Source organism: Mesorhizobium sp. M0590, assembly GCF_040320905.1.
Classification (GTDB): Bacteria; Pseudomonadota; Alphaproteobacteria; order Rhizobiales; family Rhizobiaceae; genus Mesorhizobium.
Genome location: NZ_JAMYQN010000004.1, coordinates 27,777 through 45,251 on the forward strand (window position 1 = coordinate 27,777; position 17,475 = coordinate 45,251).

Annotated in this window: 16 protein-coding genes and 1 tRNA gene; 6 read left to right on the plus strand and 11 right to left on the minus strand. The window is 62.1% G+C overall.

Translation table 11 applies throughout. From position 1 onward, the window contains the following. Positions 1-119: 119 nt before the first annotated feature. From NKI52_RS08890 to NKI52_RS08910, 5 genes are read left to right on the plus strand one after another with little or no spacing between them, the layout of a single operon-like run. Positions 120-1,082 carry an aspartate carbamoyltransferase catalytic subunit gene (locus NKI52_RS08890; protein WP_023674903.1) on the plus strand — a complete coding sequence of 321 codons (963 nt, stop codon included), beginning with the start codon at positions 120-122 and terminating at the stop codon, positions 1,080-1,082. Continuing rightward, complete coding sequence (locus tag NKI52_RS08895; RefSeq protein WP_352455729.1) at positions 1,082-2,368, plus strand: dihydroorotase; 1,287 nt, start codon at positions 1,082-1,084, stop codon at positions 2,366-2,368. The genes NKI52_RS08890 and NKI52_RS08895 overlap by 1 nt, the downstream gene beginning before the upstream one ends. A 58-nt stretch (positions 2,369-2,426) precedes the next feature. Continuing rightward, positions 2,427-3,014: a glycerol-3-phosphate 1-O-acyltransferase PlsY gene (gene plsY, locus NKI52_RS08900; protein WP_352455728.1), complete on the plus strand. Its 588-nt coding sequence runs from the start codon at positions 2,427-2,429 to the stop codon at positions 3,012-3,014. Beyond that, positions 3,011-4,135 carry a DNA-processing protein DprA gene (dprA, locus tag NKI52_RS08905; RefSeq protein ID WP_352540581.1) on the plus strand — a complete coding sequence of 375 codons (1,125 nt, stop codon included), beginning with the start codon at positions 3,011-3,013 and terminating at the stop codon, positions 4,133-4,135. Before plsY ends, dprA begins: the two co-directional genes overlap by 4 nt. 46 nt (positions 4,136-4,181) lie before the next feature. Next, positions 4,182-4,577: a hypothetical protein gene (locus NKI52_RS08910; RefSeq protein WP_352697695.1), complete on the plus strand. Its 396-nt coding sequence runs from the start codon at positions 4,182-4,184 to the stop codon at positions 4,575-4,577. Positions 4,578-4,665: 88 nt separating this feature from the next. On the opposite strand, the gene NKI52_RS08915 is transcribed toward NKI52_RS08910, so the two are convergent. Beyond that, positions 4,666-4,741: transfer RNA gene (locus tag NKI52_RS08915), tRNA-Lys, on the minus strand. Between the two features lie 317 nt (positions 4,742-5,058). Here NKI52_RS08915 and NKI52_RS08920 point away from each other — a divergent pair. Then, positions 5,059-5,532, plus strand: coding sequence for a BA14K family protein (locus tag NKI52_RS08920; protein ID WP_023674898.1), 474 nt, complete (start codon positions 5,059-5,061; stop codon positions 5,530-5,532). A gap of 86 nt (positions 5,533-5,618) precedes the next feature. On the opposite strand, the gene glpK is transcribed toward NKI52_RS08920, so the two are convergent. From glpK to NKI52_RS08970, 10 genes are all read right to left on the minus strand, one after another. Then, positions 5,619-7,112 (minus strand): glycerol kinase GlpK, encoded by a 1,494-nt coding sequence (glpK, locus tag NKI52_RS08925; protein ID WP_352568714.1) that lies wholly within the window; start codon positions 7,110-7,112, stop codon positions 5,619-5,621. Positions 7,113-7,257: 145 nt separating this feature from the next. After that, entirely contained in the window at positions 7,258-8,985 is a 1,728-nt protein-coding gene (locus NKI52_RS08930; protein ID WP_352646485.1) for an ABC transporter substrate-binding protein, read from the minus strand. A gap of 78 nt (positions 8,986-9,063) precedes the next feature. Further along, positions 9,064-9,330 (minus strand): DUF2160 domain-containing protein, encoded by a 267-nt coding sequence (locus NKI52_RS08935; RefSeq protein WP_031211283.1) that lies wholly within the window; start codon positions 9,328-9,330, stop codon positions 9,064-9,066. Positions 9,331-9,503: 173 nt separating this feature from the next. Continuing rightward, complete coding sequence (locus NKI52_RS08940) at positions 9,504-10,418, minus strand: carbohydrate ABC transporter permease (RefSeq protein WP_352523506.1); 915 nt, start codon at positions 10,416-10,418, stop codon at positions 9,504-9,506. Between the two features lies 1 nt (position 10,419). After that, positions 10,420-11,286 (minus strand): carbohydrate ABC transporter permease, encoded by an 867-nt coding sequence (locus tag NKI52_RS08945; protein WP_023674893.1) that lies wholly within the window; start codon positions 11,284-11,286, stop codon positions 10,420-10,422. Position 11,287: 1 nt separating this feature from the next. Continuing rightward, a complete protein-coding gene (locus NKI52_RS08950) occupies positions 11,288-12,355 on the minus strand; it encodes an ABC transporter ATP-binding protein (RefSeq protein WP_352455722.1) in 1,068 nt (355 codons plus the stop codon). Between the two features lie 9 nt (positions 12,356-12,364). Next, positions 12,365-13,444 (minus strand): ABC transporter ATP-binding protein, encoded by a 1,080-nt coding sequence (locus NKI52_RS08955; RefSeq protein ID WP_352697697.1) that lies wholly within the window; start codon positions 13,442-13,444, stop codon positions 12,365-12,367. Between the two features lie 39 nt (positions 13,445-13,483). Beyond that, a complete protein-coding gene (glpD, locus tag NKI52_RS08960) occupies positions 13,484-15,010 on the minus strand; it encodes a glycerol-3-phosphate dehydrogenase (protein WP_352697699.1) in 1,527 nt (508 codons plus the stop codon). A 125-nt stretch (positions 15,011-15,135) separates the two neighbouring features. Further along, positions 15,136-15,903, minus strand: a complete 768-nt coding sequence (locus NKI52_RS08965) for a DeoR/GlpR family DNA-binding transcription regulator (RefSeq protein ID WP_023674889.1) — start codon at positions 15,901-15,903, stop codon at positions 15,136-15,138. A 128-nt stretch (positions 15,904-16,031) separates the two neighbouring features. Next, positions 16,032-17,444 carry a pyridoxal phosphate-dependent decarboxylase family protein gene (locus NKI52_RS08970; protein ID WP_352697701.1) on the minus strand — a complete coding sequence of 471 codons (1,413 nt, stop codon included), beginning with the start codon at positions 17,442-17,444 and terminating at the stop codon, positions 16,032-16,034. Positions 17,445-17,475 lie beyond the last annotated feature (31 nt).

The window sequence follows — 17,475 nt, forward strand, 5'->3', positions numbered from 1 at the left end:
GCCAAGGCGGTTTATAGCCTATGGCCAGCGGCGCGCGACGAAAATACCGGGGAGAACCAATCCAATCCCAAGCCGGTGCTTGCAGCCGCGGAGCCTCCCCCCTATAGCAGCGACTTGAGATGACCGACGCATCGTCCCTGCCGCTTTATCCCCACCGCCATCTTCTGGGCATCCGCGATCTTTCCCCTGCCGACATCGAGCTTCTGCTCGACCGGGCGGACAGGGCCGTTGCCATCTCGCGGCAGTCGGACAAGAAGACATCGACGCTGCGCGGCCGCACCCAGATCAATCTCTTCTACGAAGCCTCGACCCGTACGCAATCGTCATTCGAGCTGGCCGGCAAACGGCTCGGCGCCGACGTCATGAACATGTCCGTAGCGAGTTCGTCGGTGAAAAAGGGCGAGACGCTGATCGATACGGCGATGACGCTGAATGCCATGCGTCCCGACATATTGATCATCCGCCATCAATCGGCCGGCGCGGCAGCACTTCTCGCCCAAAAAGTCGGCTGTTCGGTGGTCAATGCCGGCGACGGCGCCCATGAGCACCCTACCCAGGCGCTGCTCGACGCACTGACCATCCGCCGCGTCAAGGGTCCGTTGCCGAAGCTGATCGTGGCGATCTGCGGCGACATCCTGCATTCGCGCGTGGCCCGGTCCAACATCATCCTGCTCAACGCGCTTGGTGCCCAGGTCAGGGTCGTCGCCCCTTCGACGCTTTTGCCCGCCGGCATCGAGAAGATGGGCGTCATCGTCACCCGTTCCATGGCCGAGGGTCTGAAGGACGCCGACGTGGTGATGATGCTGCGCCTGCAGCGCGAACGCATGGAAGGCGCTTTCGTACCGTCGGTACGCGAATATTTCCGCTATTTCGGCCTCGACGCGGAGAAGCTGAAGGCGGCCAAGGACGGTGCGCTGGTCATGCATCCCGGCCCGATGAACCGCGGCGTCGAGATCGCCTCCGAGATCGCCGACGGCCCGCAAAGCGTTATCCAGGAACAGGTTGAGATGGGCGTCGCCGTGCGCATGGCGGTTATGGAAGCGCTGCTCGACCCCCGTCGAAACCACGAGGGCCGCGCCTGATGAGCATAACGGTCTTCAGCCGGGCCCACATCGTCGACCCGTCGCGCGGCATCGATGAGGTCGGCACCGTCATCGTCGAAGGCCGCAAAATCGTTGCCGCCGGCAAGGCGGCTTTGAATCAGGGCGCGCCCGAAGGCGCCACCATCATCGACTGCGCCGGCAAGACTATCATCCCTGGATTGATCGACGCGCGCGTCTTCATCGGCGAACCCGGCGGCGAACACCGGGAGACCATTGCTTCGGCGAGCATCGCTGCGGCGGCCGGCGGCGTCACCTCAATCGTCATGATGCCCGATACCGACCCGGTGATCGACAATGTCGCACTGGTCGAGTTCGTGCTGCGCACCGCCAAGGACACCGCAATCGTCAACATCTTGCCGGCAGCAGCGATCACCAAGGGGCTGGAAGGCCGCGAAATGACCGAATTCGGCCTGCTGCGCGAGGCCGGCGCGGTCGCCTTCACCGATGGCCGGCATTCGATTGCCAGCGCGCTGGTGATGCGCCGCGCGCTGACCTATGCGCGCGATTTCGGTGGCGTCATCGCGCATGAAACACAAGACGCCGACCTCGCTTCGGCCGGCGTGATGAACGAAGGCCTTTACGCAAGCTGGCTTGGCCTTGCCGGCATTCCGCGCGAAGCCGAATCGATCCCCCTGGAGCGCGATCTCGCGTTGGCTCGCCTGACCGGCGGCGCCTATCACGCTGCCAAGATTTCGACGGCTATGGCGGCAAACGCGGTAGCGCGCGCGAAAGCCGATGGCGCCAATGTCACATCAGGCGTGTCGATCCACAATCTGTCGCTCAACGAGAATGATGTCGGCGAGTACCGCACCTTCTTCCGGCTGACGCCGCCGCTGCGTGCGGAGGAAGACCGGCTGGCGATGATCGAAGCGATCAAGGACGGCACCATCGATCTCATCGTCTCCTCGCACGACCCGCAGGACGTCGACACCAAGCGCCTGCCCTTTGCCGATGCCGCGGCCGGCGCCATCGGCCTGGAAACCCTGCTAGGCGCAGCGCTGCGGCTCTATCACAATGGCGACGTGACGCTGCTCCGGCTGGTCGAGACACTGTCGACCGCGCCGGCAAGATTGTTCGGCCTGCCCGGCGGCACGCTGAAACCGGGGGCATTGGCCGACCTTTCGCTCGTCGATCTGGACGAGCCATGGGTCGTCAGCGAGAGCGGCATCCGCTCACGCTCGAAAAACACCTGTTTCGAAGGCGCTCGACTGCAAGGCAAGGTCTTGCAAACGATGGTGGCGGGCCGCACAGTGTTTTCGGCCTAGGACGAAAACAGGCGTCACGGCTTAAAATCCGCTCAGCCAAGGAAAGTTCGGGGGAACAATGGCTTACAGTCCCGTCTTGGCATTGGTGTTCGGCTATCTTCTCGGCTCGATCCCGTTTGGCCTGCTGATCACCCGTGCCGCCGGCCTCGGCGACGTGCGCAACATCGGCTCCGGCAACATCGGCGCCACCAATGTGCTGCGCACCGGCAACAAGAGCTTGGCCGCGGCCACGCTTCTGCTCGACGCCCTTAAAGGCACCGCGGCGGTGCTGATCGCAGGTCGCTTTGCGCCCGAGCTCGGACTTTGGGCCGGCTTCGGCGCGTTTTTAGGTCATCTCTTTCCGGTCTGGCTCGGCTTCAAGGGGGGCAAGGGTGTCGCCACTTACCTTGGCGTGCTGATCGGCCTTGCCTGGCAGGCGGCGCTGATCTTCGCCGTCGTCTGGCTGGCGGTGGCCTTCCTGTTCCGCTTCTCCTCGCTTGCGGCATTGACGGCAGCAGTCGTGGTGCCCATGGCGCTGTATTTCCTGAGCACGCCGCAGATTGCCGGGCTTTTCGCGGCGATGAGCCTAATCGTCATCGTAAAGCACCGCGCCAACATTGCGCGGCTGCTTGCCGGCACCGAGGGTAAGATCGGGGCCAAGGAGTGAGCGAGCCCGACGCCGGGCCGCGCCTCAGCGACCGGCAGCGGCTGAGCTGGCTTCGTCTGATCCGCACGCCGAATGTCGGCCCGGCTTCCTTTCGCGACCTGATCAACCGGTTCGGTTCGGCCGAAGCAGCGCTATCGATGCTGCCCGAGCTGATGATTTCGGGTGGCGCCAAAAAAATCGTCCGCATCCCGTCCATTGCCGAGGCCGAGGCGGAGCTGGAGACCGCCCGGCGGGCTGGCGCCCGCTTCGTCGGCATCGGCGAAGCGGATTATCCGCCGCTGATGAAAAGCATGGATCATCCGCCGCCGCTGCTCGCGGTCAGGGGCAATAGCGCGGTGTTCCGCTTGCCAGCGGTCGCCATCGTCGGCGCTCGCAACGCATCGCTGGCCGGCATCAAGATGGCGCGGATGCTGGCGGCGGATCTCGGCCGCGACGGCTATGGCATCGTCTCCGGCCTGGCGCGCGGCATCGATACGGCCGCGCACCAGGGCAGCCTTGCGACTGGCACAATCGGCGTGCTCGCCGGCGGCCTCGATTTGCCCTACCCGCCCGAAAATGCCGGCCTGTGCGACGAGATCGCCGAGCGCGGCGGCGCCATCATTTCCGAAATGCCGTTTGGCTGGCAGCCGCGCGCACAGGATTTTCCGCGCCGCAACCGGCTCGTCGCCGGTGCTGCATTGGGATTGGTGGTGGTCGAGGCCGCACAGCGCTCCGGCTCACTGATCAGCGCCCGGCTTGCCGGCGAGATGGGCCGGCTGGTCTTTGCCGTTCCCGGTTCGCCGCTCGATCCGCGCGCTGCCGGCGCCAATGGCCTGCTCAAGGATGGCGCAACCCTTGTCACCGAGGCCGCCGATATCACCAGTGCGATCGCCCCGCTGGTCGGCGCCTGGGCCCCAAGGACATCGCCGCTTGAGGAGCCGCCCGACTTTTCGGCAACGCCGCCGCCGCGCGAGGACGACCGCGACCGCGTCGTCGAGGCGCTCGGCCCGACGCCGGTGGCGGTAGACGAGATCATCCGCCACACCGGCCTGCATCCCGCGCAAGTCTTCATGGTGCTGCTGGAGCTCGACCTCGCCGGCCGGCTCGAACGCCACGCCGGCGGCAACGTCTCACTGATCTGACCGAGAGCTTGCGCATGTCACGGCAAGCAATCCCGACGTGATCCCGATGGCCGATCCGAGCAACAAACCAAAGCAGACGCTGTTCACTCGCACGACGGCCCTCGTCTGGTCAGCGCTGAGCGTCATACTGGCGCTGCAATGGTCGATGGATCTCGGCATGTCGGGTTTTCCCGACGGCTACATAACGCCCTTCGCAAGAGCGACCAGCACGCTTTTGGGCATTCTGACGGCAGCCTGCATGGCCCAGGGTCTCTACTTTTTCTTGGCCGGTGTGTTGGGCAGGAAGGTAAGCGCTACCCGTCTCGGTGTACAAATCCTTGCCGCAGCGGTTCTTACCGTGGCGCCAGTGCTTATCGTGAAGGGTTGTCCGGGTTCTCAGCTGTGCAGCAAGGCCTATGAGGCACTCACAGGCACCATGCTGGACGATGGGGCGGGCGGCTAAAGCCACTGCATGCGTTCGGCACGAGGTTGTCACCCAAGTCTTAGGTACAATCTGTTACCTATGTCTCCGGGTTGGACACTTTTGATTTTGGTGAGCGCGATGGGATTCGAACCCATGACCTACTGATTAAAAGTCAGTTGCTCTACCGGCTGAGCTACGCGCTCCCGCGGGCTCAGAAAGGCCGCCCTCGAAATTGCGCGGAACATAGGGAGAGTGCCTCTGCCGGTCAACCGGAAAAAGACGGCTCGCAAACCGGACTGTCCTGCAGTGTCATCATGCCGTGCGGAGCGCTTCGGCGTCGACGGAACGGCCTCGTTCTCGCGCAAGACCGAAGCTCGCCCTCTATGCCGACAAAGGCAAGCAGCAAATCGGAAGAACCTTTGCGGATCAGCAACTTGGGATTTTTGGCGGAACAATTTGCGCAGCCTGCCCGTTTCCCGCGATAAGGGACATGCGTTTCAAGGAGAAGACGGAGAAGACCATGAATAGGATCATGTCGGGCCTGCTGGCGACCACTCTTTCGATCTCATTCGCTGCCGCGGAGATCGTGCCAGTCAACGCTCAGCCCAGCTATGCGCCCCCGGCCCAGGGGCTCACCTCGAATGTCCAGACCGTCCAGTACGAGCCGTGGCGGAGGCACCGGAATTTCAATCGCGATTTCTCGCGTCGCGATTTCCGTCGCAATTTTTCGCGTGACGACGGCATGTACTGGCGTGGCCATCGCGGCTATCGCGAATATCGTCGCGGCTATCGCCGTCACGGCGATTTCTGGTTCCCGCTGGCTGCGTTTGCTACTGGAGCGCTGATTACCGGCGCGATCGTCAACCAGAATCGTGTCTATCGTGGCGATGCCCACGTGCAGTGGTGCTATGACCGTTATCGGAGCTATCGCGCTTCTGACAACACTTACCAGCCCAACTACGGTCCGCGCCGGCAGTGCCGGTCGCCTTACTGAGTCCCAGATTAGAGGCTGCAAGCCCGCGCCCGAAACGGCGCGGGTTTTTCATTAGTGCGAATCCCGGGGCATCGGGGCATCCCTGCCTATTGCGTACTTAGCGTCCTGCGCACAGCGTGGCGCCAACCGGCCAGCTTGGCCGCACGTGTCGAAGCATCCATGTCCGGCTTGAACCGGCGCTCGAGCGCCCAACTCCTGGCGAATTCCCGCGCCTTCGGCCAGACACCGGCCTTCGAGCCGGCCAGCCATGCCGCACCGAGTGCTGTCGTCTCGAGAATTGTCGGCCGGTCGACCGGCGCATCGAGAATGTCGGCCAGCCGCTGCATGGTCCAGTCCGACGCCACCATGCCGCCATCGACCCTGAGCACGGTCTTGGCCGAGGCGGCCTTCCAGTCCTTGCGCATGGCGTCAAGCAGGTCGCGTGTTTGGAACGCGACTGATTCCAGTGCCGCGCGGGCAAATTCCGCCGGCCCCGAGTTGCGGGTCAGCCCGAAGATGGCGCCGCGCGCTCCGGCATCCCAGTGCGGTGCCCCGAGCCCGACGAAAGCCGGCACAAGATAGACGTTCTGCGTCGGATCGGCTTCCGCTGCCAATTTGCCGCTATGCTCGGCCTTGCCGATTACCTTGATGCCGTCGCGCAGCCATTGCACGGCGGCGCCCGCGATAAAGATCGAGCCTTCCAGAGCGTAGGTGGTCTTGCCGTTCAGCCTGTAGGCGATGGTGGTCAAAAGCCGGTTCTTCGAACGCACCAGATCGCTGCCGGTGTTGAGCAGCGCGAAGCAACCGGTGCCGTAGGTGGATTTCATCATGCCTGGCTCGAAACAGGCTTGGCCGATCGCCGCCGCATGCTGGTCGCCGGCCACACCGAGGATTCTGATCTGTGCACCAAACAGGCTTTTGTCGGTGATTCCAAAATCATCGGCACAATCTTTCACCTGCGGCAGCATTCTTGCAGGTATGCCAAGAATGGCCAGCAGCTCGTCGTCCCAGGCGTTTTGTTCGATGTTGTAGACCAGTGTGCGCGAGGCGTTGGTGGCGTCAGTGGCGTGGACCTTGCCGCCGGTCAGCCGCCAAATCAGGAAACTGTCGATGGTGCCGGCCAGCAGCTCGCCCTTCTCGGCGCGTTTTCTTGCGCCCTTCACCTTGTCCAGCATCCAGGCGATCTTGGTGCCGGAGAAATACGGATCGAGCAGCAGGCCGGTCTTTTTCGTGAATTTCTTCTCCAGTCCCAGCTTCTTCAATTTCTGGCACAGCGGCGCGGTGCGGCGGTCCTGCCAGACAATCGCGTTGTGGATCGGCTTGCCGGTCTCCTTGTCCCAGATGACGACGGTTTCGCGCTGGTTGGTGATGCCGATCGCCGCGACATCCGCCGCATTGCGGCCGGCTGTCTTCAGCGCAGCCTCTACCGTTTCCACGACACTCGACCAGATCTCCTCGGGATCGTGCTCGACCCAGCCGGAGGCCGGATAATATTGCGTGAATTCCTTTTGCCCGCTGCCGACGACCATCATCTTGTCGTCGAACAGGATCGCCCGGCTCGATGTCGTCCCCTGGTCGATTGCAAGGATATATCCGGTCATTCTCTCTCCCGTCGAAGCGAATTCAAGGTGCTACGATGTCTCGACGCCAGATGGCGCGGAGCCGTTCACGCAAACAGGGGAGACGGCAACATGCCGCCTCCCCTGAGCATGGCGATGCGGGCGCGGACGCCCGCATCAAACGGTCCTATTGCTGCCAGCTCTTCACCAGCTCGTCGTAGTTGATGGTGACCGGCTTTTCCTTCTCGTTCTCGATCTTGAGCTGAGGAGCGAGATTGCCCTTCTTGACCGCGTCCGTATTCCAGTAGGCGAGGTCATGCTCTTCGGCCATCTTCGGGCCGATATCGCCCTGGACGCCCGACTTCTCGATGCGGCTCATCACCTTTTCCTGCTCGCCGCAGAGCGAGTCCATCGCTTCCTGCGCGCTCTTGGCACCCGACGAAGCATCGCCGATCGCCTGCCACCAGAGCTGTGCCAGCTTAGGATAGTCCGGCACGTTGGTGCCGGTCGGCGACCACTGGACGCGCGCCGGCGAGCGGTAGAACTCGATCAAGCCGCCGAGCTTTGGCGCACGTTCGGTGAAGCTCTTGTCGTGGATCGTGCTCTCGCGGATGAAGGTCAGGCCGACATGGCTCTTCTTCACGTCGACCGTCTTCGAGGTGACGAACTGCGCGTAGAGCCAGGCGGCCTTGGCGCGGTCGGTCGGCGTCGACTTCATCAGCGTCCAGGAACCGACGTCCTGATAGCCGAGCTTCATGCCGTCCTTCCAGTAGACGCCATGCGGCGACGGCGCCATGCGCCATTTCGGCGTGCCGTCGTCGTTCAGCACCGCCTTGGCGCTGGCGTCGACCATGCTGGCGGTGAAGGCGGTGTACCAGAAGATCTGCTGGGCAACCGCGCCCTGCGCCGGAACTGGCCCCGATTCGGAGAAGGTCATGCCTTGGGCTTCCGCCGGTGCATAGGCCTTCAGCCAATCGAGGTACTTCTGGATGGCATAGACAGAAGCCGGGCCATTGGTGTCGCCGCCGCGCGCCGTGCAGGAACCGACCGGACGCGAATTCTCGTCGACCTTGATGCCCCATTCGTCGACGGGCAGACCGTTCGGAATGCCCTTGTCGCCATTGCCGGCCATCGACAGCCAGGCGTCGGTGAACCGCCAGCCGAGCGACGGGTCCTTCTTGCCATAATCCATATGGCCGTAGACCTTCTTGCCATCGATCTCACGCCCGGTGAAGAACTCGGCGATGTCCTCATAGGCCGACCAATTGACCGGCACGCCGAGGTCGTAGCCGTATTTGGCCTTGAAGTCCGCCTTGTTCTTCTCGTCGTTGAACCAGTCGTACCGGAACCAGTAGAGGTTCGCGAACTGCTGGTCGGGAAGCTGGTAGAGCTTCTTGTCGGGCGCGGTGGTGAACGAAGTGCCGATGAAATCCTTCAGGTCGAGATTCGGGTTGGTGACATCCTTGCCGTCGCCTGCCATCCAGTCGGTCAGGTTGCGCACCTGCTGGTAGCGCCAGTGCGTGCCGATCAGATCGGAATCGTTGACCCAGCCGTCATAGAGGTTCTGGCCGGTCTGCATCTGGGTCTGGATCTTCTCGACGACGTCGCCTTCCTGGATGACGTCATGCGTAACCTTGATGCCGGTGATGGCCGTAAAGGCCGGCGCCAGCACCTGCGATTCATACTGATGCGTGGCGATGGTTTCGGAAACCACCTTGATATCCATGCCGGCGAAAGGTTTCGCGGCATCGATGAACCATTGCATCTCGGCTTCCTGGTCGGCGCGCGAAAGCGTCGAAAGGGGCCCGATTTCCTTATCGAGGAAGGCCTTGGCCTCGTCCATTCCGGCATAGGCATTGCTTGCCCCGAGCAACAGGACAAGCGCAGTTGTTGATGTCAAGAATTGCCGTCGCATGTATTTCCTCCACTGTTAAAGTTCAAAGTGCGATCTGGATCGGCGGCCGGCACGCCGCCGTTCCAACAGTTTCCCCCTCTATACGTAGCGGAACACGCCGACGGCGTAGACCACGGAGAGAGCGAGAGCCCACCACAGATTGGGTCCGACTAGACCCAGCCAAGCGAGATGGATAAAGGCGCTGCCAAGCAGCGACAGGAACAGGCGGTCGCCACGCGTCGTTTCGAACCGCAGCACGCCGACGCGCGGATTGCCGCCCGGCGAGACGTATTCCCACGCCGCCATGCCGCAAAGCAGCAGAAAGATGGTTCCAAAGAAGGCCGCGGTCGGCCACGTCCAGGCCATCCACGAAAAATCGAGGTTGGACGAGAGGTTAAATCCCCACAGGCGGATATTGGCCGGATCGCTGAAGCCCACCGTTATTGCCACGAAATCGATTTGAAGTGCCACCCAGGCCACGACGACCAGGGCGAGAAGCAGCACGGCCCACCACCATGGGCTTCTGTCGACCTGCTCCATCATACCCTCCCCAGGGCAAAGCCCTTGGCGATGTAGTTGCGCACAAACCAGATGACGAGCGCGCCGGGAATCAGCGTCAGCACGCCGGCTGCGGCGAGCAGCCCCCAATCCATGCCGGCGGCCGAAACGGTGCGGGTCATGGTCGCGGCGATCGGCTTGGCATCGGTTGTCGTCAGCGTACGGGCGATCAAGAGCTCCACCCACGAGAACATGAAGCAGAAGAAGCACGCCACGCCGATGCCGCTCGCAATCAGCGGCATGAAGATCTTGATGAAGAAGCGTGGGAACGAATAGCCGTCAATATAGGCGGTCTCGTCGATCTCCTTGGGTACGCCCGACATGAAGCCTTCGAGGATCCACACCGCCAGCGGCACGTTGAACAGGCAATGCGCCAGAGCCACGGCGATGTGGGTGTCGATAAGGCCGAAGGCCGAATAAAGCTGGAAGAATGGCAGCGCGAACACCGCCGGCGGCGCCATACGGTTGGTCAGCAGCCAGAAGAACAGATGCTTGTCGCCGAGGAAGCGATAGCGCGAAAAGGCATAGGCAGCAGGCAGTGCCGCAGCCACCGAAATCACCATGTTCATAACCACATAGGTGATCGAGTTGATGTAGCCAGAGTACCAGGACGCGTCGGTGAAGATGGTGCGGTAATTCGCCAATGTCGGTGCGTGCGGGTAGAGCGTCAGCGACGAGACGATCTCGCCATTGGTCTTGAAGCTCATATTGATGAGCCAGTAGATCGGCAAAAGCAGAACGATGATGTAGAGCGTCGGCACGATCCACCACCAGCGCGACTCCTCGCCGCGACGGCGCATCAGCCGTGCGATCTCGTCCTGCCGTAGCGTGCTGGCAAGCCCTTCCGAAGCTGTCGTCTCGCTCACTCTGTCGGCTCTTTCGTCAGCGCGGCTCATCTCAGCGCTCCGCGTCGTAATTGGTCATCACGGTGTAGAACACCCATGACAACAACAGGACGATAAGGAAGTAGACCAGCGACATCGCCGCCGCCGGGCCGAGGTCGAACTGGCCGAGCGCCGTCTTGACGAGATCGATCGAAAGAAAGGTCGTCGAGTTGCCGGGTCCGCCGCCGGTCACCACGAACGGTTCGGTGTAGATCATGAAGCTATCCATAAAGCGCAGCAGCACGGCGATCAGCAGCACGCGGTTCATCTTCGGCAGCTGGATGTAACGGAACACCGCCCAGCGCGAGGCACCGTCGATCTTGGCCGCCTGATAAAAGGCATCCGGGATCGAGACCAGGCCGGCATAGCAGAGCAGAACGACGAGGCTGGTCCAATGCCAGACGTCCATGATGATGACCGTGACCCAGGCGTCATATGGGTCTTGCACATAATTATAGTCGATGCCGAGCGCGTTGACGTAATAGCCGAGCAGGCCAATGTCGTTGCGCCCGAACACCTGCCAGATGGTGCCGACGACGTTCCACGGGATCAGCAGCGGCAACGCCATCAAAACAAGGCAAACAGGCACGCCCCAACCCTTCTTCGGCATATTGAGCGCAATGAAGATGCCGAGCGGCACTTCGATCGCCAGGATGATGAAGGAGAAGACAAGGTTGCGGATCATCGCCTGCCAGAAGCGGCTGGAGGAAAGCAGTTCCTCGAACCATTCCGTGCCGGCCCAGAAGAAGACGTTATTGCCGAAAGTGTCCTGCACCGAATAATTGACGACCGTCATCAGCGGTATGACCGCCGAGAACGCCACCAGCAGCAGCACCGGCAGCACCAGGAACCAGGCTCTGTTGTTCCAGGTCTTTTCCACTTCAGGCTCCCATCTCGACGCGCCAGGAATCGGCATAGATGTTGATGCCGGCCGGGTCGAACCGCACCTTCGGATCAGCCGGAACTGTCTCGTCCTCGCCGATGACGGCGGCGATCTCGCGTCCTTCGAGATTGGCACGGACCACCTTGTGGCGGCCGACGTCCTCGACCTTGCTGACCCGGACGGCCATGCCCTGGCTGCCCAGGCGCACATATTCGGGACGGATGCCGAGCTCGATGGCGCCGCCGCCCGCCTTGGGCACGCCCGGCAGTTCGATCTGCTGCGAGCCCAGCTTCGCTGTCTTGCCGTCGATCGCCACCGGCATGACATTCATGCCGGGCGAGCCGATGAAATAGCCGACAAAGGTGTGGCGCGGGCGCTCGAACAGCTCCGCCGGTGTGCCGATCTGCACGATTTCGCCGTCATACATGACGACCACCCTGTCGGCGAAGGTCAACGCCTCGGTCTGGTCGTGCGTGACATAGACCATGGTGTAGCCGAAGCGGCGGTGAAGCTGCTTCAACTGCGAGCGCAGCACCCATTTCATATGCGGGTCGATGACGGTCAAAGGCTCGTCGAACAGGATGGCATTGACGTCGGAGCGCACCAGCCCGCGTCCGAGCGAGATTTTCTGCTTCTGGTCGGCGGTCAGTCCGCGCGCCTTTCGTTTGGCCATATCGGCCAGCCCGGTCATCTCCAGCGTCTCGCGCACCTTGCGGTCGACGTCGGCCTCCGGCACGCCGCGATTGCGCAGCGGGAATGCCAGATTGTCGTAGACGGTCATCGTGTCGTAGATCACCGGGAACTGGAAGACCTGCGCAATGTTGCGCTCTTGGGTCGACAGATTGGTCACGTCCCTGCCGTTGAACAGCAGCTGGCCATGCGAGGGATGCAGCAATCCCGAAATGATGTTGAGCAGCGTGGTCTTGCCGCAGCCGGATGGGCCGAGCAGCGCATAAGCGCCGCCATCCTCGAACGTGTGGTGCACTTCCTTCAGCGCGAAATCGGCATCCGTGCGCGGGTTCTGCAGATAGGAGTGGCGGATATGATTGACATCGATGCGCGCCATCGCTTCCTCCTAGGCCGCCAGCTTCGGCGCGGCCACGGCGCGGCCGTGCTCGTCGAAGACCATGATGTGGCGCGGGTCGATGAACACCTCGACCTCCTCGTCCGGCTCGAAGTCGCGAATGCCGTGGGTCAGCATGACCCAGCGCGCATCGGCAAAATCGAGATGGATGAAGCTTTCCGATCCGGTGATCTCAGTGATCGTCACCTTTGCGCGCACCGGCACTGCGGCGGCGTTGGGCCGATCGAGGGACAGATGATGCGGCTGGAAGCCGATCGTATAGATCGCATCGGCAATGCCGAAGAGTTCCGCCGGCACCGGCAATTTCACGCCGCCCTCGAGCAGGAAATCCAGGCCCTTCTTGGCAAGCACGATGGTGTTGAGCGGCGGATCGGCGAAGGTTCTCGCCGTCACCAGATCGACCGGTTTGCGGAACACTTCGATGGTCGGCCCGAACTGGGTGATGCTGCCCTCGGAAAGCGTTGCCGTGTTGCCGCCGAGCAGCAAAGCCTCGTGCGGCTCGGTCGTGGCATAAACAAAGATTGTACCGGCGGCCGCGAAGACTTTCGGCAGTTCCGCGCGTAATTCTTCACGCAGCTTGTAGTCGAGATTGGCGAGCGGCTCGTCGAGCAGCACGAGGCTGGCATTCTTGACGATGGCGCGGGCCAGCGCGGTGCGCTGCTGCTGGCCGCCCGACAGACTGAGAGGCGTCCGGTCGAGATAGGGCGTTAGTTTGAGAAGGGCGGCGGCATTGCGCACCTCCCTGTCGATCGTTGCCTGATCCGTGCCGGCCACCCGCAGCGGTGAGGCGATGTTTTCGTAGACCGTCATCGCCGGATAATTGATGAATTGCTGGTAGACCATGGCGACGTTGCGCTTTTGCACCGGCATGCCGGTGACATCCTTGCCATCGAACCAGACCGAGCCCGAGGTCGGCACGTCGAGGCCCGCCATCAGCCGCATCAGGCTGGTCTTGCCGGAGAGCGTCGGCCCGAGCAGGACGTTGAGCGAGCCGTGCTGAAGCGTCAGCGAGACGTCGCGGCTATGTTCCGCTGCACCCACCGTCTTCGTCACGTTTCTCAGTTCAAGCATGATGCCTCCTCCCAGGCTTTCTGCATCAGTCGGCCGTTCCTATTCGGCAGCCGCTACGTGCTGCCGGCTTATTCCGCGCATGAACTCGTCGAGCACTGCCGCCTGCTCACGGCTGAGACGCAGGCCGCGCTTGGTCCGGCGCCACAATACATCCTCGGCAGTCATCGCCCATTCGTTTTCGACGAGGTAGCGCACCTCGGCTTCGTAGAGATCGGCGCCGAAGTTGCGGCCAAGATCGACGTTCGACTTGGCGAGGCCCAGCAGCTTCCTTGCGCGGGTGCCGTAGAGCCGGGTCAACCGGCGGGCCAGCCGGGCGTCGAGGAACGGGTACGCCGTTTTCAGTTTCGCCACCTCGGCATCGAAGCCGGTGACGGGAAAGTCACCGCCGGGCAGCGGCGCGTTTGCCGTCCATGGTTTGCCGCGCTTGCCGAGAAAACCCTCGATCTTCTCGAGCATCGATTCCGACAATCGGCGGTAGGTCGTGATCTTGCCGCCAAAGGCGTTGACGATCGGGGCGGCACCCTCGCCTCCATCGGCCTTCAGCACATAGTCTCGGGTGGCTTCCTGCGCCTTTGAGGCGCCATCGTCGTAGAGCGGTCGCACCGCGGAATAGGTCCAGACGATATCCGACGGCTTGACCGGCTGCGCGAAATATTCGCTTGCCGCAGCGCAGAGATAGTCGATCTCGGCGTCATTGATCCTGACGTTGTGCGGATCGCCGGGATAGTCACGGTCGGTGGTGCCGATGAGCGTGAACTCGTCCTCGTAAGGGATGGCGAAAATGATGCGCCCGTCCTTGTTCTGAAAGAAATAGGCGCGTGGGTCGTCGAATTTCTTGCCCACGACGATATGGCTGCCTTGTACGAGGCGGACATTGTGCACGTCGTTCAAGCCGACGGTGGCCGACAGCACCTGATCGACCCACGGGCCGGCGGCATTGACCAGCAGCCGCGCCTTGACCTCCTCGGTATCGCCGGTCCGCACATTTTCAAGCCTGACCGTCCAGAGATTGCCTTCGCGGCGTGCGCTGACGACCTTTGTTCGGGTTCGAATGGTTGCGCCGCGCTCGGCAGCGTCGCGGGCGTTCAACACAACCAGCCGGGCATCGTTGACCCAACCGTCCGAATATTCGAACGCCTTTCGAAACAGCGGCTTCAGCGGCTTGCCGGCCGGATCCTTGGCCATGTCCAGCGTTTTCGTCGGCGGCAGCAATTTGCGCCCGCCAATATGGTCGTAGAGGAAAAGCCCGAGCCGGATGAGCCAGGCCGGACGCAGTCCCTTGGCGTATGGCAGCACGAAGCGCATCGGCCAGATGATATGCGGCGCGTTCTTCCACAGGACCTCGCGTTCCATCAACGCTTCGCGCACCAGACGGAATTCGTAGAATTCGAGATAGCGCAAGCCGCCATGGATCAGTTTGGTCGAGCCGGAAGAGGTCCCGCTGGCCAGATCGTTCATCTCGGCAAGAAAAACCGAAAAGCCACGTCCAACGGCATCGCGGGCGATGCCGCAGCCATTGATGCCGCCACCGATGACGAAAATGTCATGAATCGGTGATGCGCTCAAAGAATCCTCCCTCGATTTCGCATTGCAGCATTTTTGGGTTCTTGCGAAACCGTAGAGGAATTATTTCGAAATGATAACGAATGTCAAACGAAATATGATAGGCGGAAGATGCCGCAACGGCATCTCTAGGATAGCGACGTTTCGATCAGCTGAACTTCTGCCTCCTGGCAGATCTTACGCACCGACGGGATGTCGCAACGATCGGTGATAAAGGTGTTGACCTGCGACAGATGGCCGATGCGGACGGGCGCGGTGCGCTCGAATTTGGTCTGGTCCGACACCAGGATCACATGTCGGGCGTTGGCGATGATCGCCTGAGCCACCTTCACCTCGCGAAAATCGAAGTCGAGCAGTGCGCCGTCATGGTCGATGGCCGAGGCGCCGATCACCGCAAAATCGACCTTGAACTGCCTGATGAAATCGACCGCGGCCTCGCCGACCACACCGCCGTCGGAACCGCGCACGACACCGCCAGCGATCACCACCTCGATCGAAGGATATATGCGCATCCTGTTGGCAACATTGATGTTATTGGTGATGACCATCAGGCCGCTGTGATCGAGCAGCGACTTGCTGACAGCTTCCGTCGTTGTCCCGATATTGATGAACAGAGACGCGTTGTCGGGGATCAGCCGGGCTGCTGCGCGGCCGATCGCCTCCTTCTCCTCGGCGGCGATCTTGCGCCGAGCCTCATATTCCATGTTCTCGATGCCGGAGGGGAACAATGCCCCGCCATGGATGCGGGACAAGAGCCGCTGGTCGCAGAGATCGTTGAGATCCTTGCGGATCGTCTGCGGCGTCACGTTGAAATGCGTCGCCAGTTCCTCGACCAGTACGCGGCCATGGTCCTTGGCCATCTGGATGATTTCGGAATGACGCGGCGACAGATACATCTAGCAACCTCTCATTTTCGTTTTTCTCGTCTATAGCTGAAAACGAAAGCCATGAACAGGTATGGGCCGGCTAATGAAAATCGGGCGACTGCAGAGAGAAAAGCTCCGGCGCAATCTCGACGAGGGTATCAACTCAGCCCCCGCGCGATCTCAGTGATGACCTCGAAAGCAGTATCGACGTCCGCCGCAGTCGTTTCGAACTGCCCGACCTGAAAGCGGATCGCCACCTGCCCGTCCACCCGGGTCTGCGTCAGGTAAATGCGGCCGTCATCGTTGATCGCGCTGACCAACCGCAAATTGTGCTCGTCAGAGTCGATGGCCGCAGCCGCGAGATGGCGGAATGAGAATAGCGACAGCATCGGTTCCGTGACGATCTCGAAATCCGGTTCCCGAGCCAGCCGCGCGGCGAGGCTCTCGCTCCAGGCGACATGGTTGCGGATCATGGTCCGCAGATTTTCCAAGCCATGCGCACGCAGCAGGAACCAAAGTTTCAGCGCGCGGAATCTTCGGCCGAGCGGCACCGACCATTCGGAGTAGTTGATGACCCCGTCGCGGCCATGCGTCTTGAGGAATTCGGGCTTGATCGCCAGCGTGCGGACCAGGTCTTCCGGCTGGCGGATGAACTGCATCGAGCAATCGAACTGTGCCCCCAACCATTTATGCGGGTTGAAGACGATGGAATCGGCATTTTCGGCGCCGGTCCAGAAATGCCGGAACTCGGGGCAGATCATGGCGGAGCCGGCCCATGCGGCATCGACATGCAGGTAGAGCCCGTGCCGCTTCGCCACCTCGGCAACAGCCGCCACATTGTCGGTGCCGCCGGTACTTGTGCCGCCGACGCTGGCGATGATGCCCGCCGGCAGCATGCCGTTTTCGCGGTCGGTAACGATCGCGGCTTCCAGAGCCGCCGTCTGCATGGCGCGGAAGGGTCCGGCGACCGGAATGCGCACGAGGTTCGCCTCGCCGATGCCCGACACCCAGATCGCCCGGTCGATGGAAGTATGGACCTGGTCGGAAGAATAGACCCTCACGACCGGCTGCCCTTGCAAGCCGTTCTTGTTGCCTTGCCAGTCGAGCGCGCGCTCGCGCATGGTCAGCACGGCGGCAAGCGTCGCCGACGAAGCCGAATCCTGCATGACGCCGGAGAATCCCTCCGGCAAACCAAGCGCCTGCCGCATCCAGTCGACGACACGCGTCTCGAGCTCGGTTGCCGCCGGCGAGGTCTGCCAGAGCATGCATTGCGCGGCCATCGCGGAAACCAGATACTCGGCCACGACGGAGACCGGTGCCGCATTGGCCGGGAAATAGGCGAAGAAACGCGGATGCTGCCAGTGCGTCATGCCAGGCAGGATCTTTTGTTCGAAATCGGCGAAGATTGCCTGCATCGTTTCGCCGTCTTCCGGCGGCGCGGCATCGATGCTTTTGAAGATTTCGCCCGGCTCGACAAGCGGCCGCACCGGTCTCTCGCGAAGGCTGTTTCTGTAGTCGACGCCCCATTCAGCCGCTCGCAGCGACCACTCGCGGAATTCGTTGCTATTCATCTTCTTCGCCTCCGTGGCGCCTCATCGAGCC

Bases quoted from the DNA above. Each gene is read 5' to 3' on its own strand.
- NKI52_RS08950 (WP_352455722.1), bottom strand. From the start codon at position 12,355: ATGGCGCGCATCGATGTCAATCATATCCGCCACTCCTATCTGCAGAAC.
- NKI52_RS08910 (WP_352697695.1), top strand. From the start codon at position 4,182: ATGGCCGATCCGAGCAACAAACCAAAGCAGACGCTGTTCACTCGCACG.
- glpK (WP_352568714.1), bottom strand. From the start codon at position 7,112: ATGACCGGATATATCCTTGCAATCGACCAGGGGACGACATCGAGCCGG.
- NKI52_RS08920 (WP_023674898.1), top strand. From the start codon at position 5,059: ATGAATAGGATCATGTCGGGCCTGCTGGCGACCACTCTTTCGATCTCA.
- NKI52_RS08970 (WP_352697701.1), bottom strand. From the start codon at position 17,444: ATGAATAGCAACGAATTCCGCGAGTGGTCGCTGCGAGCGGCTGAATGG.
- NKI52_RS08930 (WP_352646485.1), bottom strand. From the start codon at position 8,985: ATGCGACGGCAATTCTTGACATCAACAACTGCGCTTGTCCTGTTGCTC.
- NKI52_RS08895 (WP_352455729.1), top strand. From the start codon at position 1,082: ATGAGCATAACGGTCTTCAGCCGGGCCCACATCGTCGACCCGTCGCGC.
- plsY (WP_352455728.1), top strand. From the start codon at position 2,427: ATGGCTTACAGTCCCGTCTTGGCATTGGTGTTCGGCTATCTTCTCGGC.
- NKI52_RS08955 (WP_352697697.1), bottom strand. From the start codon at position 13,444: ATGCTTGAACTGAGAAACGTGACGAAGACGGTGGGTGCAGCGGAACAT.
- NKI52_RS08890 (WP_023674903.1), top strand. From the start codon at position 120: ATGACCGACGCATCGTCCCTGCCGCTTTATCCCCACCGCCATCTTCTG.
- NKI52_RS08940 (WP_352523506.1), bottom strand. From the start codon at position 10,418: ATGAGCCGCGCTGACGAAAGAGCCGACAGAGTGAGCGAGACGACAGCT.
- NKI52_RS08965 (WP_023674889.1), bottom strand. From the start codon at position 15,903: ATGTATCTGTCGCCGCGTCATTCCGAAATCATCCAGATGGCCAAGGAC.
- NKI52_RS08935 (WP_031211283.1), bottom strand. From the start codon at position 9,330: ATGGCCTGGACGTGGCCGACCGCGGCCTTCTTTGGAACCATCTTTCTG.